The sequence below is a fragment of the Mediterraneibacter faecis genome (assembly GCF_055383675.1).
In genome coordinates, this window is record NZ_AP043803.1 from 1,015,003 (window position 1) to 1,029,849 (window position 14,847).

Here is a 14,847-nt window from a genome sequence, read left to right on the forward strand (position 1 = left end):
ACATTCGTAACAGGGTTCTTCTTTTGTAAGTACTTTACTTAAAATTTTCTCAGAAAGAAGAAGGTCACGACACACACGATTGCCTCGGTAACAGGAAGGCAGAGCCAGATACCTGTCATTCCAAAAAGTGCGGCAAGCAGGAAAGCAATCGGCAGGATCAGTACAAGGCCGCGCAGGATAGAGATGATGAATCCCGGTACCGGCTGGTCGGAAGCACTTAAATAAGTGGCTGACACCATATTGATGCCTGAAAAGAACAGGCTTACAAAGTAAATGCGCATGCCTTCTGCTGCCATTGAAGTAAGCAACGGATCCTTGTCTTTATTAAATAAGTCAGCAATCGGAACTGCAAAGACAAAGACAACCAGATAGGCAATGAAAGCCATAAGTAATGCAGTGCTTAATGCATAACGTCTTACCTGGTTGCGTACAGGAGCTCCATTTTTACCAGGGTGGCTGCTGACAATCGGCTGGATGCCCTGCCCGATTCCGGTAAAGATCGCCACAAGTACGAGTGCGATATTAGCAAGGATACTGTATGCCGCAAGTCCGGTCGTTCCACTGAACTTCAGCGTCAGCATGTTAAAGACAAGAATTACAATGCCGGAAGATAATTCAGCGACAAGAGAAGAAACTCCAAGCCGGCAGATATCTATAGCAGTTTTCAGATGTATCCTTGTTTTTACCAGATGAAACTGATTCTTCTTTTTCCAGAAATGCATGGACAGAATACTCATCCCAACCAGTGGAGCAGTTGCAGTAGCCAGTGCAGCTCCGGTCATGCCAAGCTGCATAGGATAGATGAAAATGTAATCCAGCACAATATTTGTCAGACTTCCAACGAGCATTGCAGTCATTGAAAGTCGCGGTTCTCCATCATTTCTGACAAAACAGTTCAACAGATTGTTGCACAAAAACAGCGGAGAGAACATAAGCAGGATGCGGATGTATGGAATCGCATGCGGCAATGTAGTTCCGTCGGCTCCGAGTAAGACACAAAGAGGTCTTGCAAAAAACAGTCCGATGCTGAAAAAGAACAGCATAGCTACAAATGCAAGCTGAAGTGCCTGGGTGAAGATCGTGCGATGAATCTCACTGTCAGCTCTGCCGGAGGAAAGCGAGTATCGCGCAGCAGCACCCATGCCAATCATCAGCCCTGTTCCGTTTAACAAGCTGAAAGCAGGAAGAACCAGATTAAGCGCAGCAATCGCATCCGAGCCGATTCCCCGGGCAACAAAAAATGTATCGGCAAGGATATAACAAGAATATCCGATCATGCCGAGTACATTTGCTGAGACATATTTAACAAAGAGTGGAAATACATGTTCCCGGGCAGTTAAAGTGACTGAGTTGGATGACATAATAAAAAATTCCTTTCTGTATTTTCAGAATGCGTATAATACCATAGAATTTTGAGAAAATCAAATCTTTCTTTCTTATGAAAATAGAGGTAAAATAAGAATGTTATGTCTACGGTATTTACAATCCCCGAAAAGATGGTTTATTCATTATAACATAGAAAGAATGGAGAAAGGAAACATATATGAATAAAAAAGAAGTACTTGAGATCCGTAAGCAGTTCTCACCGAAAAACTGTGCGATTACGAAAATCTGTGGCTGCTATGTGGATTATGAGAAGAATAAAAAGATGGAGTCAAAAGACGCATTTCTCGCACTTCCGGAGGAAGAAGCATTTAAGTATTTTGATATTTTTAAGAAGACACTTTCCGGAAGTATCGGAAAGAATATGCTGAATATGGAGTTTCCACTGGATGCAGAGATGCCGGGCGGAACGCAGGAATTTCTGTTGAAGCTTCGTGACAGCCGTCTCGAAGACGATATGCTTCTGGAAGAATTCTATGACAAAGTTATTGCAACGTATGAGTATGCGGAGAATTATTACATTATTTTGATCCATGCAGCATACGATGTTCCTGGAAGAACATCCGATGATCTTGAGATGGATGATGCTTCAGATGAAGTATATCAACATATCCTGATGAGCATCTGTCCGGTCAGTCTGTCAAAGGCAGGGCTTAGCTATAACGCGGAAGAGAACTGTATTCAGGACAGAATCCGTGACTGGATCGTTGATAAGCCGGACAAAGGATTCCTCTTCCCGGCATTCAACGACAGAAGTACTGATCTTCACAGTGTGCTTTATTACACGAAGAAATCAGAAGATCTTCAGCCGGAGATGATCGACCAGCTTCTTGGTGCGAAGATGCCGATGTCTGCGGATACACAGAAAGAGACATTCCAGATGATCATTGAAGATACATTAGGAGAAGATGGTGATTACGAGACTGTCCGTAACATTCACGAGACATTGAATGATATGATCGAAGAACACAAAGAAGAACCGGATCCGCTGACATTGGATAAAACGGATGTGAAGAAGATTTTCGAGCAGAGCGGTGTGCCGAATGAGAAGATGGAAAACTTTGAGAAGAACTTCGAAGAAAATGCAGGTGAGAAAGCAACGCTTCTGGCAAGTAATATCGCAGAGACAAGAAAGTTCAATATCGAGACACCGGATGTTGTGATCAAGGTGAATCCAGACCGGATGGATCTTGTAGAGACAAGAATGATCGACGGAAGACAGTGCCTTGTGATTCCTGTGGATGACCACATTGAGGTCAATGGGATCAATGTCAGAACGATGAAGGTAAAAGGCGTTGCAGGACCGAAAGCAGGTGGTTCTGGTGAAGCTGTGGAAAATGCAGAGGATGATGTTGTTCCGTTTGATGAAGATTAATTGACGGGGAAAGAAATAGAGAAAACGTACAAAGAGGATTCCTGCCTGAAAATATTTCCATTTATTTAAAATGAAATATTTTCAGGAGGGAATCCTCTTTACAGTCTTCTTTGAATAAAAACAGGTAGAAGAATAGTAACATTAGATGATTGTATACTGCATCAGTTCATAGTGCAGTTTACAACCTTCTACAATCTCAGCCGGGAGCAGTGCTCTGGCTACGAGTTTTAACTCTTCATCCGGAAGATCAACTCTTCTTAAGTGTGCATAATCTCCGTCGATCTGTTCTACGATATAATCACATACTAACATTTTAAAATCTCCTTTTAAACACGATATAGTATTACAAATATTTTATCATGAATTATAAAAAAGTAAAGAATAAAGGTGAGTTCGTAAGCGGACGATGTGATGAGAAGATAAAAAGTGCCAAAAACAGACAGTTGTAGATTTATCCTTCGTGTATTATAATATTGCATACAGACTAAACAGGTCTGAGAAAGGTTGGAGATTACAGACATCTGTGAATTAGGACCGAAAAATAGTATTGGAGGATTCTTCCTATGAAAAAATCTAGTTTTTTCAAAAGCCTGCCATTTAAACTTCTGGTAGGTGTTGTGATCGGAATTCTTGCCGGACTTGCTCTTAATGCAAATGACGGGACAGGTTTGACAAATGCAATTCTGAACATTATTGTAACTTTGAAATATGTTCTGGGACAGATTATTTCATTCTGCGTTCCGCTGATCATCATTGGATTTATCGCACCGTCCATTACAAAGATGGGAAATAATGCATCGAGATTACTTCTGCTTGCAGTATGTATTGCATATGTATCTTCTGTTGGGGCTGCGTTATTCTCTACAGCAGCAGGATATGCGCTGATCCCGCATCTTTCTATTGTGACAGATGTAGATGGACTGAAAGAACTGCCGGAGATGGTGTTTGAACTTTCTATCCCACAGATCATGCCGGTTATGAGTGCACTTGTATTTTCTATTATGATCGGACTTGCAGCGGCATGGAATAAGGCAAAATTAATCACAGGAATGTTGGAAGAATTCCAGAAGATCGTGCTTTCCATCGTGTCAAGGATTTTGATTCCAATCCTTCCGTTATTTATTGGATTCACATTTTGTTCTCTGGCGTATGAAGGATCCATTACAAAACAGCTTCCGGTATTCCTTAAGGTTATTATTATTGTTATGATCGGACATTATATCTGGATGGCACTTCTTTATACAATCGCCGGCGTTTATTCAGGAAAGAATCCACTGGAGGTTGTGAAGCATTACGGACCGGCATATCTGACAGCTGTTGGAACAATGTCTTCCGCAGCAACACTTGGAGTTGCTCTGCAGTGTGCAGGAAAGGCAAAACCATTAAGAAAAGATATGGTACAGTTTGGAATTCCGTTGTTTGCTAATATCCATCTGTGTGGATCTGTACTCACAGAAGTGTTCTTCTGTATGACAATCTCACAGATTCTGTATGGAAAACTTCCGTCAATTCCAACAATGCTTCTGTTTTGTATACTTCTTGGAGTATTTGCAATCGGTGCACCGGGAGTTCCAGGAGGAACAGTTATGGCATCCCTTGGACTTATCACAGGAGTCCTTCTGTTTGATGATGCGGGAACAGCACTGATGCTTACAATTTTCGCACTTCAGGATAGTTTTGGAACAGCTTGTAATGTGACCGGGGACGGAGCGCTTACGCTGATTCTTACAGGATATGCGGAAAGACATAAGATTCCGGAGAAGTCAGATGAGATGCGGAATATTGAATTTTAATAATTGATTTTAAGGGCAGCTATTATAGTTGTCCTTTCTTTTTGCCAAAACATTGAATTTTAGCACTATTCTGTGGTACAATCGTTTGGTATAAAAAAAGCAATCGTCTTGTTGATATTTGCAAGGGGAATGTGGATATCAACAGCATTTTCAGATTGAGAGGTGAAAAAAATGGGATTTACACATTTTGATGAAAAAGGAAAAGCCATTATGGTAGATGTGACGGAGAAGCGGGACACAGTCCGGGAAGCAACCGCCACAGGAAAGATCACGGTGAATGAAGAAGTGTTCCGTGCTGTCAAAGAAGGAACTGCAGGCAAAGGGGATGTGCTTGGAGTTGCGACAACAGCAGGGATTATGGGAGCAAAGAGGACATCGGATCTGATTCCGATGTGTCACATTCTTCCGATCACAAAGTGCAAGGTAGAGTTCGAGATGGTTGAGAGTGAACTTGCAATTTATTGTAATTGTACGGTACGTGTGACCGGGAAGACAGGCGTTGAGATGGAAGCTCTGACAGGAGCAAGTGTAGCACTTTTGACAGTTTACGATATGTGCAAAGCGATGGATAAAAAGATGGAGATTGGGGAAATCTATCTGGTCAGAAAGAGCGGCGGTAAGAGTGGGCTGATCAATAATGGATATAAGAAGGAAAGAAAAGAAGGCGAAAAGTAAAGTGGAAAAGAAAGAACAAAGATGGAAAGTAGCGGTAGTGACACTGAGTGATAAAGGATATGCAGGAGAGCGGGAGGATAAGAGTGGACCGCTTCTTTGCAGTATGTTAGAAGAAGCCGGATATGAAGTGACAGAAGTAAGACTTCTTCCGGATGAGCAGAAGATGATCGAACAGTGTCTCTGCGAACTTGCAGATGAGAAAAAAGTGGATCTGATCGCAACAACCGGAGGAACAGGTTTTGCACCGCGTGACTGCACACCGGAAGCGACACTTGCCGTGGCAACAAAGAATGCACCTGGAATTGCAGAGGCGATGAGACTGGCTTCACTTCAGGTAACACCAAGAGCAATGCTGAGCCGTGGTGCATCAGTGATCCGCAATCAGACGTTGATCATTAATTTCCCGGGAAGCCCGAAGGCTGTAAAAGAGAATCTAGAAGCAGTACTTCCATCTCTGGAACATGGTCTTGCAATTCTTACAGGAAATGCAAGTGAGTGTGGAAAACCAGTTTCTGAAGGAAAGTAAAACAGTAATGTAAGAGATAAAAAATATGAGGTATGTAAGAGATGATCGATCAATATGGAAGAACAATAGAATATCTGCGTATCTCTGTGACGGATCGTTGTAATCTGCGCTGTGTCTACTGCATGCCGGAAGAGGGCATTGAGCAGCTGCCGCATGAGCAGATTCTGACTTTTGATGAGATTGAGAGAGTATGCCAGATCAGTACAGAACTTGGGATTTCAAAGATCAAACTGACCGGTGGGGAACCGTTGGTGAGAAAAGGATTGCCGGATTTATTGGGGAAAATTAAGAGAATTTCGGGGATCGAACAGGTGACATTGACAACAAACGGAATTCTTCTTAAAAATCAGTTGGACGAGTTGATGCGTCAGGGGCTGGATGCAGTGAATATCAGTATTGATACATTGGATGAAACGTGTTACCATACAGTGACAAGATGTGGGGAATTAAATCAGGCACTGGAAGGACTGCAGGCAGCACTCGAATATCCGAATCTGCGTGTGAAGTTAAATTGTGTGCCGATGAATCAGTCAGAAGAAGAGTATATTCAGATGGCAGAGTATGCAAAGGAGCATCCGGTAGAGGTTCGTTTTATAGAAATGATGCCGATCGGGATGGGAAAAGCCTGTCAGGGAAAATCAAGGGATGAGCTTCTGGAACTTTTAGAGAAAGCATTTGGAAACGCTGAACCGTATGAAAAACATTTGGGGAATGGTCCGGCAGAGTATGTGAGCTTTTCGGGATTTCAGGGCAGAATTGGATTTATCAGTGCAGTGAGTCACAAGTTTTGCGATTCCTGCAACCGGATTCGGCTCACAGCGGAAGGATATCTGAAACTCTGTCTACAGTATGAAAGTGGAATTGATTTAAGAAAACTTTTAAGAAGCGGTGCAACGGATGAAGAAGTGAAAGAAGCAATGCGTCAGGCAATCTGGAAAAAACCGGCCTGTCACAATTTCTCGGATGAGCGAAGAGATGAAGAAGTTGGTCAGAAAAAAGAACATCGGGGCATGTACGGAATCGGTGGTTAGATCAGTAATGAAATAAAATCAATAACAGAAAAGTAACGGTGCAGATCATACACAAAAATTATAAAAGTGAAAAAGTAATTTGAGAGGTATAGAAAAATGGGAAAAGTAATAGCAATTTGTACAAGTCCGGCAAAGGGAACACAGAAGACAAGAATCGAGGAAGGCACATTTATTGAAGATTTTGGTCTGGAAGGAGATGCGCATGCAGGAAAATGGCATCGTCAGATCAGTCTTCTTTCTTATGACAAGATCGAGGCATTCCGTGCAAGAGGTGCAGAAGTAGAAGATGGCGCATTTGGAGAAAATGTGATCGTTCAGGGGATTGATTTCCGTAATCTTCCGGTTGGAACAAGATTAAAATGTAATGATGTTCTGTTAGAGATGACACAGATTGGAAAAGAATGTCATCATGGCTGTCAGATCTTCCAAAAAATGGGAGAATGTATCATGCCGCGAGAAGGGGTATTTGCAAAAGTGCTTCATGGTGGTAAAATAAAAGCCGGAGATGAAATGATCGTGCTTGCAGCAGACGAATAAGGAAAATTACCTTGGAAACATTTCGTTACTGTTCACTCCTGTGTCAATCACTTTGCTGATTGACACGGAGGATGCATGTTTTGGCTTGAATGCATCTCGCCCCATCGCCAAAGGCGATTTAAAATGGCGAGATGCGTTGCTGGTCGCACATCGTGTGAACAGTAACAACATTTCTGCAACGGTACGGAACAGATGCGATTGGAAGGAAATGAATGAGAAAGAAGCAATGGATGGCGGCGGCTCTTGTGGGGCTTGCAGTTATTCTTGTCGGCGTGGGTTCCGGCAACGTGAAGACAAGACAGACGAAGAAAGACAAGCAGGAAAACACGCAGATTGTCAGTGGAGTTCAGATTGTTACAGAAGACGGAAAGAAGTACTATGACTTCCAGGATGTGAAAGAGAATAATTACAGAGCAAGGCTTCAGGATCAAGTACCAAGGAATTCTTATGATTTTAGCAATCTGGCATTAGATGAAGAGACAGGATATCTTTCGTATAAAGATACGAAGGGAAAAGTGTCAGCGAAAAAAGGAATTGATGTTTCGGAGTTCCAGGGAGAGACGATCGACTGGCAGCAGGTGAAGGAAAGCGGAATCGAATTCGTGATCGTAAGACTTGGATACCGTGCATATGGAGAGAGCGGCGCGTTAGTTGAAGATGCCATGTTTGAACAGAATGTACAAGGCGCATTGGATGCCGGTTTGGAAGTCGGTGTCTATTTCTTTTCCCAGGCAATCTCAGCAACGGAGGCAGTCGAAGAGACTGACTTTGTTTTGGAACATATCCAGCCGTATCAGATTAAAGGACCTGTTGTCTATGACACAGAAGAAATCAAAGATGATACAGCAAGAACAGGCCAGAATACAAGGGAAGACTTTACGAATTTTTGTAAAGTCTTTTGTGACGGAGTGAAACAGGCTGGATATCAACCGATGATTTATGCTAATATGAAATGGATGGCATTTACCTTGAAGATGGAAGAGCTGACAGAATATGATTTCTGGTATGCGGATTATCATGAACTTCCGCAGTGTCCATATGATTATAAGATGTGGCAGTACAGTGAGGCCGGTACGGTTCCGGGAATTCGTGCAAGCGTAGATTTAGATTTGTGGTTTCAGGAGGAAAACTAGATGAAATGGAATAAATTCAGATTGAAGACAACAACAGAGGCAGAGGATATTGTAAGCAGTATGCTGGCAGATCTTGGGATTGAAGGTGTTGAGATTGAGGATAAGATCCCGCTGACAGAGTCTGATAAAGAGCAGATGTTTGTTGATATTTTACCGGAGATCGAGGCAGATGATGGTGTGGCTTACTTAAGTTTTTATCTGGAAGAGGATGAGGACAAAGAAAAAGTTCTGGCAAATGTGAAAAAAGAACTGGAGGAGATGTCTGCTTATGTAAATGTCGGAGCCTGCGAGATTGAAGAATCCCAGACAGAGGATGTAGACTGGGTGAATAACTGGAAGAAGTATTTTCATCAGTTCTATGTGGATGATATTCTGATTATTCCATCCTGGGAAGATGTAAAGCCTTCGGATGAAGATAAGATGGTGATCCATATTGATCCAGGTACAGCATTTGGTACAGGAATGCATGAGACAACACAACTTTGTATCCGTCAGATCAGAAAGTATACAACAGAGACGACAAAGATTCTTGACGTGGGATGCGGAAGCGGAATTCTTGGAATGCTTGCGCTGAAGTTCGGAGCAGAGTATTCTGTTGGAACAGATCTGGATCCGTGTGCAATCGATGCTACATATGAGAACATGGAGAACAACGGAATTTCCAGAGATAAATATGAAGTGATGATCGGAAATATTATCAATGACAAAGAAGTTCAGGATAAGGTTGGATATGAGTGCTACGATATTGTGGCAGCGAATATCCTTGCGCCGATTCTTGTAGAACTTACACCGGTAATTGTGAATCAGCTGAAACCAGGCGGAATCTATATCACAAGTGGGATTATCGATGATAAAGAAGAGATGGTAAAAGAAGCTGTTGCGAAAGCCGGACTGGAACTTCTGGATGTTACATATCAGGGCGAATGGGTATGTGTGACAGCGCGTAAGAATGCATAAGGAGAAACAAGATGCAGCATTTTTTTGCAGATCCATCCTGTGTGGACGGAGAACAGATCCGTCTGGCAGGAAGTGATGTGAATCATATGAAGAATGTACTCCGCATGAAACCCGGTGAGGAAGTGTGGGTCAGTGATGGAGAGGGAATGGATTACTTCTGCAGTGTGGAAGGTTATGAGGAGAAGGAAGCAGTCCTTCGTGTTGTGAAAAAAGAAGTGTCTCAGACAGAGCTGGCTTCCCATATGATCTTATTTCAGGGACTTCCGAAAGGGGACAAGATGGAATGGATCGTACAGAAGGCAGTAGAGCTTGGAGCTTACAGTATTGTTCCATTTGCGGCAAAGCGCTCCGTTGTGAAACTGGATCAGAAGAAAGCCGGAAAGAAGAGAGAACGCTGGCAGGCAATTGCCAAGGGGGCTGCGGAACAATCGAAGAGAGGAATTGTGCCACAAGTGCAGGATGTGATGAGCTTTCAGGAAGCAATGAATTACGCGAAAGAGCTGGATGTAGTGCTTGTTCCTTATGAACTGCAGGAAGGGATGAAAGCAACAGAAGCTGTCATAAGTAAGATTGAACCGGGACAGTCTGTCGGTATCTTTATCGGACCGGAAGGTGGGTTTGACGAGAGCGAGATCGAGCAGGCGGAAGAGGCCGGAGCGGTTCCAATCACACTTGGAAAGCGTATTTTAAGAACAGAGACAGCGGGACTTACAACATTGTCAATTCTGATGTATCATTTAGAATGCAGGGAACAGTTGGACGATAAAAACATAAGATAATAGAAAGACGTTGCCAGTTGCAGACGCCTGTGAATGGTAACAGAGTTAGAAAAGGGAAGATAAAATGGAAGCATATTTGGATAATTCAGCCACAACCAGAGCATATCCGGAAGTGGGAGATCTTGTATATAAAGTAATGTGTCAGGATTATGGCAATCCATCCTCCATGCACCGAAAAGGTGTAGATGCGGAGCATTATGTAAAGGAAGCCAAGGAAACGATCGCAAAGGTTCTTAAGGTAAATGCGAAAGATATTTACTTTACATCAGGAGGAACAGAGAGTGATAATCTTGCACTGATCGGATGTGCAAGAGCAAACAGAAGAGCGGGAAATCACCTGATCACAACTTCAATCGAGCATCCTGCAATCTTAAATACAATGCGTTATCTGGAAGAAGAGGAAGGCTTCCGTGTGACATATCTTCCGGTAGATGCGAGTGGAAGAGTGAATCTGGAAGCATTGAAAGAAGCACTTTGTCCGGAGACAATTCTCGTATCAGTTATGTATGTGAACAATGAGGTTGGAACACTTCAACCGATTGATGAAGCGGTAAAGATTGTAAAAGAGTATAATTCTTCTATTCTTTTCCATTCGGATGCAGTGCAGGGATTTGGAAAATATCACATTTATCCAAAACGTCAGAAGATCGACCTGTTAAGTGCGAGTGGACATAAGATTCATGGACCGAAGGGAACCGGATTTCTTTATGTGGGTGAAAAGGTGAAGATTAAACCGATTCTTTTCGGAGGAGGACAACAGAAGGATCTCCGTTCGGGTACAGAAAATGTTCCGGGAATTGCAGGGCTTGGACTTGCAACAAAGATGATCTATAATGATCTGGATATGAAAGTAGCTCTGATGCGTGAACTGAAGGATTATTTTATTGAGCAGGCAGGAAAGATTGAGAATACAACAGTCCATGGTCTGAAAGATGAAGGAAGTGCACCACATATCATCAGTCTTGGAATTGCAGGAATCCGAAGTGAGGTTCTTCTTCATACACTGGAAGATAAGGGGATTTATGTCTCATCAGGATCTGCATGTGCATCGAATCATCCGGCAGTAAGCGGTGTTCTCAGAAGCATTGGGGCGGCACAGGAATATCTGGATGCGACGATTCGTTTCAGTATGTCAGAATTTACTACAAAAGAAGAAATTGACTACACGCTGGAAACACTATATAATTGTATACCGATGCTGAGAAAATATACGCGTCATTAATTGACGTCGATTCATAAAGGAGAAAAAGCATGAAATTTCATTCATTTCTGATAAAATACGGCGAGATCGGAATTAAGGGAAAGAACCGTTATATCTTTGAAGATGCACTGGTACGTCAGATTCGTTATGCTCTGCAGGGCGTAGACGGAGAATTCCTTGTACACAAATGTCACGGAAGAGTCTACGTGGATTGTGATGGAGATTATGATTTTGATGAGACAGTAGAAAGCCTTCAGAAGGTATTTGGTATTGTCGGAATCTGTCCGGTAGTCCGTGTACCGGTGGCTGAACTGGCACAGCTGAGAAAAGATGTTGTGGCATATGTGGATGAGGCTTACGAAGAGAAGAATATGACTTTCAAGGTTGATGCAAGAAGAGCAAAGAAGAGCTATCCTGCGAACTCTATGGAGATCAACTGTGAAGTTGGAGAAGCAATCCTGGATGCATTTCCGGAAATGAAAGTAGATGTTCATAAGCCGGAACTTCGTATCAATGTGGAGATCCGTGAAGAAGTTTATATCTATTCCAGAATTATTCCGGGACCGGGAGGTATGCCAATCGGGACAAACGGAAGCGCAATGCTGCTTCTGTCAGGAGGAATTGACAGTCCGGTTGCCGGATATATGGTATCCAAGCGTGGTGTTGAACTCGAGGCAACTTATTTCCATGCACCACCGTACACAAGTGAAAGAGCAAAAGAGAAGGTGGTTGATCTTGCAAGACTCGTTTCTGCTTATTCAGGACCGATCAAGCTTCATGTTGTCAACTTTACAGATATTCAGCTTTATATCTATGAGAAGTGTCCACATGATGAATTGACGATCATTATGCGTCGCTACATGATGAAGATCGCAGAACATTTTGCAAAGAAAGACGGATGTCTTGGTCTGATCACAGGAGAGAGTATCGGTCAGGTAGCAAGCCAGACAATGCAGAGTCTTGCAGCGACGAATGCAGTATGTACACTTCCGGTTTATCGTCCGCTGATCGGATTTGATAAGAAGGATATTGTAGAAATTTCTGAGAAGATCAATACCTATGAAACTTCAATCCAGCCATTTGAGGATTGTTGTACAATTTTCGTTGCAAAACATCCGGTGACAAAGCCGAATATTGAACGAATTGAGAAGTCTGAGTTGAACCTTGCAGAAAAGATTGACGAACTGATGCAGACAGCAATTGATACTGTTGAGATCATTGAAGTGAAGCAGGGAGAATAATAGGAAAAAGAAAAGCTGCTCCAATGGAACAGCTTTTCTTTACTCTAAAAAATATGCGGACAAGCTACAAAAACAAAGTCCGCATGAATCGTATTCAGATAGAATTATTTGATGATGTAAGCATCAAGTGCAGCAAGAATATCATCAACATTGCTGTCAGCGTGGATGTTCAGGTCGATCGGTTTGGAAAGATCAAGGCTGAAAATACCCATGATTGATTTGGCATCTATAACATATCTTCCGGATACTAAATCGAAATCATTATCATATTTTGTGATAGTGTTAACGAATGATTTGACTTTGTCGATTGAGTTTAATGAAATCTGTACTGTTTTCATTTGAAATCCCTCCTTGAATTATACAATAAAATTGGCTTCTAAGCCTAGGTATATTCTACGGGATGCAGGTTCAAAAGTCAAGAAATTAACGAGATAAAAGGAAAAAAGAGGTAGAAATAAATGAAGAAAGCAGCACTGCATAATTTGGGATGCAAAGTAAATGCCTATGAGACGGAAGCCATGCAGGAAATGCTTGAAAAAGCAGGGTATGAGATCGTTCCTTTCAAGGAAGGGGCAGACCTTTATGTAATCAATACATGTACTGTTACAAATATCGCGGACCGCAAGTCGAGACAGATGCTGCACCGGGCGAGAAAAATGAATCCGGATGCAGTTGTTGTCGCTGCAGGATGTTATGTCCAGGCGAAGGAAAAAGAGATTCAGGTGGATGATTGCATTGACATTGTGCTTGGTAATAATAAGAAGCAGAATCTGATCGAAGCATTGGAAGAGTATGAAAGAACACACAATGCAGATTGCAACGTAACAGAAAATGAAAAGAATGCAAAGAACCAGGAAAACGACAGAAAAGCAGAGATCAAGATGGAAGAGATCGGAAAGACAAAAGAGTACGAGAATCTTCACCTGACGAAGCCGGGAGATCATACAAGAGCTTATATTAAAGTTCAGGATGGATGTAATCAGTTCTGCACATATTGTATCATTCCATATGCCCGTGGAAGAGTCCGCAGCCGTTCCATGGAAGATGTGCTTGATGAAGTACGTACACTGGCAGATAACGGATATAAGGAGGTTGTACTGACAGGAATTCATTTGAGCTCATATGGAATTGATTTTGATAAAGAATATCACCTTCTGGAATTGATCCGGGCAGTCCATGAGATTGATGGAATTGAAAGAATCCGTCTTGGCTCTTTGGAACCGGGGATCATCACAGAAGAATTTGCAGAAGGGATTGCAAAGCTTCCGAAGATGTGTCCGCATTTCCACCTGTCTCTGCAGAGCGGATGTGATGCAACATTAAAGCGTATGAACCGTAGATATACAAGCAGTGAATATGCGGAAAAATGTGAACTTCTCAGAAAATACTTCCCGAATCCGGCATTGACAACCGATGTGATTGTGGGATTCCCAGGAGAGACAGAAGAAGAGTTCAAAGAGTCATATGATTTTGTGGACAGCATAGATTTCTATGAGACACATATTTTTAAATACTCCCGCCGTGAGGGGACAAAAGCAGCTGTGATGCCAGATCAGGTAGATGAACAGATCAAGGCAAAGAGAAGTGCACAATTAATTGAACTTGGTGAGAAAAAGCGTGCAGCATATGAACAGAGTTTCCAGGGAAAAGAAGTGGAAGTACTTGTGGAAGAGGATCTGGAACTGAATGGAAAAGAAGTACAGACAGGTCATACGAAAGAATATATGAAAATTGCACTAGAGACAAATGAAAATCTCAAGAATAGTATCGTAAAAGTTCAAATTGGGAAGGATTCGCAAATTATACATTGAATTTTGAATTCGGTTATATTAGAATTATAAGTAGGGTTTCTGGGTTTCCAGAGCGTTTTGCGCTGTTTGACAGAACAACAGCAAAGCCCTTCGGAAGAAGGAAATAGATACAAGAAAGAGAAGGAGGAAGAAAGATGAGTGATTTAAGTAGTACTCAGTTCTTTCAGGTAGAGCCGGGTCCGCAGATTTCTGCGAAGGATATTTTTGAGATCGTATACAAGGCTCTGAAAGAAAAAGGATACAATCCGGTGAATCAGATTGTTGGATATATCATGTCAGGAGATCCGACATATATTACAAGTTTTAACGGAGCAAGAAGCCTGATCATGAAGGTGGAACGTGATGAACTGGTAGAAGAACTGTTGAAAGCGTATATTGAGCATAATGCGTGGGAATAATCAGACA

General features: G+C 42.2%; 16 protein-coding genes. 13 read left to right on the forward strand and 3 right to left on the reverse strand.

The window, feature by feature from the left end; all coding sequences use genetic code 11:
* Positions 1 to 38: 38 nt before the first annotated feature.
* Positions 39 to 1,361 (reverse strand): MATE family efflux transporter, encoded by a 1,323-nt coding sequence (locus ACZ47Z_RS04825; protein WP_412377428.1) that lies wholly within the window; start codon positions 1,359 to 1,361, stop codon positions 39 to 41.
* A 182-nt stretch (positions 1,362 to 1,543) separates the two neighbouring features.
* Here ACZ47Z_RS04825 and ACZ47Z_RS04830 point away from each other — a divergent pair, with 182 nt between their 5' ends.
* Positions 1,544 to 2,758, forward strand: coding sequence for a DUF4317 domain-containing protein (locus ACZ47Z_RS04830; protein WP_020436192.1), 1,215 nt, complete (start codon positions 1,544 to 1,546; stop codon positions 2,756 to 2,758).
* Between the two features lie 141 nt (positions 2,759 to 2,899).
* On the opposite strand, the gene ACZ47Z_RS04835 is transcribed toward ACZ47Z_RS04830, so the two are convergent.
* Positions 2,900 to 3,070: a hypothetical protein gene (locus ACZ47Z_RS04835; protein WP_015528732.1), complete on the reverse strand. Its 171-nt coding sequence runs from the start codon at positions 3,068 to 3,070 to the stop codon at positions 2,900 to 2,902.
* Between the two features lie 251 nt (positions 3,071 to 3,321).
* On the opposite strand from ACZ47Z_RS04835, the gene ACZ47Z_RS04840 reads away from it, so the two are divergent.
* From ACZ47Z_RS04840 to thiI, 10 genes are all read left to right on the forward strand, one after another.
* Positions 3,322 to 4,551: a dicarboxylate/amino acid:cation symporter gene (locus ACZ47Z_RS04840; RefSeq protein WP_015528733.1), complete on the forward strand. Its 1,230-nt coding sequence runs from the start codon at positions 3,322 to 3,324 to the stop codon at positions 4,549 to 4,551.
* Positions 4,552 to 4,722: 171 nt separating this feature from the next.
* Positions 4,723 to 5,226 carry a cyclic pyranopterin monophosphate synthase MoaC gene (gene moaC, locus ACZ47Z_RS04845; protein WP_055163989.1) on the forward strand — a complete coding sequence of 168 codons (504 nt, stop codon included), beginning with the start codon at positions 4,723 to 4,725 and terminating at the stop codon, positions 5,224 to 5,226.
* Between the two features lies 1 nt (position 5,227).
* On the forward strand, positions 5,228 to 5,752 hold the full coding sequence (gene mog / locus ACZ47Z_RS04850) for a molybdopterin adenylyltransferase (RefSeq protein WP_054752505.1): 525 nt from the start codon (positions 5,228 to 5,230) through the stop codon (positions 5,750 to 5,752).
* 41 nt (positions 5,753 to 5,793) lie between these two features.
* Positions 5,794 to 6,783: a GTP 3',8-cyclase MoaA gene (moaA, locus tag ACZ47Z_RS04855; protein WP_464525921.1), complete on the forward strand. Its 990-nt coding sequence runs from the start codon at positions 5,794 to 5,796 to the stop codon at positions 6,781 to 6,783.
* Positions 6,784 to 6,879: 96 nt separating this feature from the next.
* Positions 6,880 to 7,320 (forward strand): MOSC domain-containing protein, encoded by a 441-nt coding sequence (locus ACZ47Z_RS04860; protein WP_015528737.1) that lies wholly within the window; start codon positions 6,880 to 6,882, stop codon positions 7,318 to 7,320.
* 212 nt (positions 7,321 to 7,532) lie between these two features.
* Positions 7,533 to 8,453 (forward strand): glycoside hydrolase family 25 protein, encoded by a 921-nt coding sequence (locus ACZ47Z_RS04865; protein ID WP_464525922.1) that lies wholly within the window; start codon positions 7,533 to 7,535, stop codon positions 8,451 to 8,453.
* Positions 8,454 to 9,410 carry a 50S ribosomal protein L11 methyltransferase gene (gene prmA / locus ACZ47Z_RS04870; RefSeq protein WP_054752509.1) on the forward strand — a complete coding sequence of 319 codons (957 nt, stop codon included), beginning with the start codon at positions 8,454 to 8,456 and terminating at the stop codon, positions 9,408 to 9,410. It begins immediately after the preceding gene.
* 11 nt (positions 9,411 to 9,421) lie between these two features.
* Entirely contained in the window at positions 9,422 to 10,189 is a 768-nt protein-coding gene (locus ACZ47Z_RS04875; RefSeq protein WP_464525923.1) for a 16S rRNA (uracil(1498)-N(3))-methyltransferase, read from the forward strand.
* A gap of 64 nt (positions 10,190 to 10,253) precedes the next feature.
* Positions 10,254 to 11,411, forward strand: a complete 1,158-nt coding sequence (locus tag ACZ47Z_RS04880; RefSeq protein WP_015528741.1) for a cysteine desulfurase family protein — start codon at positions 10,254 to 10,256, stop codon at positions 11,409 to 11,411.
* Positions 11,412 to 11,440: 29 nt separating this feature from the next.
* Positions 11,441 to 12,631, forward strand: coding sequence for a tRNA uracil 4-sulfurtransferase ThiI (gene thiI / locus ACZ47Z_RS04885; RefSeq protein WP_196021702.1), 1,191 nt, complete (start codon positions 11,441 to 11,443; stop codon positions 12,629 to 12,631).
* Between the two features lie 104 nt (positions 12,632 to 12,735).
* Here thiI and ACZ47Z_RS04890 read toward each other — a convergent pair whose 3' ends face one another.
* Positions 12,736 to 12,969, reverse strand: a complete 234-nt coding sequence (locus tag ACZ47Z_RS04890) for an HPr family phosphocarrier protein (RefSeq protein ID WP_054752513.1) — start codon at positions 12,967 to 12,969, stop codon at positions 12,736 to 12,738.
* Between the two features lie 120 nt (positions 12,970 to 13,089).
* Here ACZ47Z_RS04890 and mtaB point away from each other — a divergent pair, with 120 nt between their 5' ends.
* Positions 13,090 to 14,442, forward strand: coding sequence for a tRNA (N(6)-L-threonylcarbamoyladenosine(37)-C(2))-methylthiotransferase MtaB (mtaB, locus tag ACZ47Z_RS04895; protein WP_020436181.1), 1,353 nt, complete (start codon positions 13,090 to 13,092; stop codon positions 14,440 to 14,442).
* A 134-nt stretch (positions 14,443 to 14,576) separates the two neighbouring features.
* Entirely contained in the window at positions 14,577 to 14,840 is a 264-nt protein-coding gene (locus tag ACZ47Z_RS04900; protein WP_015528745.1) for an IreB family regulatory phosphoprotein, read from the forward strand.
* The last annotated feature ends 7 nt before the right edge of the window (positions 14,841 to 14,847 follow it).

What these genes read in the sequence shown, in the direction of transcription:
- ACZ47Z_RS04825 (WP_412377428.1), bottom strand. Translation starts at nt 1,361, where the DNA reads ATGTCATCCAACTCAGTCACTTTAACTGCCCGGGAACATGTATTTCCA.
- ACZ47Z_RS04830 (WP_020436192.1), top strand. Translation starts at nt 1,544, where the DNA reads ATGAATAAAAAAGAAGTACTTGAGATCCGTAAGCAGTTCTCACCGAAA.
- ACZ47Z_RS04835 (WP_015528732.1), bottom strand. Translation starts at nt 3,070, where the DNA reads ATGTTAGTATGTGATTATATCGTAGAACAGATCGACGGAGATTATGCA.
- ACZ47Z_RS04840 (WP_015528733.1), top strand. Translation starts at nt 3,322, where the DNA reads ATGAAAAAATCTAGTTTTTTCAAAAGCCTGCCATTTAAACTTCTGGTA.
- moaC (WP_055163989.1), top strand. Translation starts at nt 4,723, where the DNA reads ATGGGATTTACACATTTTGATGAAAAAGGAAAAGCCATTATGGTAGAT.
- moaA (WP_464525921.1), top strand. Translation starts at nt 5,794, where the DNA reads ATGATCGATCAATATGGAAGAACAATAGAATATCTGCGTATCTCTGTG.
- ACZ47Z_RS04860 (WP_015528737.1), top strand. Translation starts at nt 6,880, where the DNA reads ATGGGAAAAGTAATAGCAATTTGTACAAGTCCGGCAAAGGGAACACAG.
- ACZ47Z_RS04865 (WP_464525922.1), top strand. Translation starts at nt 7,533, where the DNA reads ATGAGAAAGAAGCAATGGATGGCGGCGGCTCTTGTGGGGCTTGCAGTT.
- prmA (WP_054752509.1), top strand. Translation starts at nt 8,454, where the DNA reads ATGAAATGGAATAAATTCAGATTGAAGACAACAACAGAGGCAGAGGAT.
- ACZ47Z_RS04875 (WP_464525923.1), top strand. Translation starts at nt 9,422, where the DNA reads ATGCAGCATTTTTTTGCAGATCCATCCTGTGTGGACGGAGAACAGATC.
- ACZ47Z_RS04880 (WP_015528741.1), top strand. Translation starts at nt 10,254, where the DNA reads ATGGAAGCATATTTGGATAATTCAGCCACAACCAGAGCATATCCGGAA.
- thiI (WP_196021702.1), top strand. Translation starts at nt 11,441, where the DNA reads ATGAAATTTCATTCATTTCTGATAAAATACGGCGAGATCGGAATTAAG.
- ACZ47Z_RS04890 (WP_054752513.1), bottom strand. Translation starts at nt 12,969, where the DNA reads ATGAAAACAGTACAGATTTCATTAAACTCAATCGACAAAGTCAAATCA.
- mtaB (WP_020436181.1), top strand. Translation starts at nt 13,090, where the DNA reads ATGAAGAAAGCAGCACTGCATAATTTGGGATGCAAAGTAAATGCCTAT.
- ACZ47Z_RS04900 (WP_015528745.1), top strand. Translation starts at nt 14,577, where the DNA reads ATGAGTGATTTAAGTAGTACTCAGTTCTTTCAGGTAGAGCCGGGTCCG.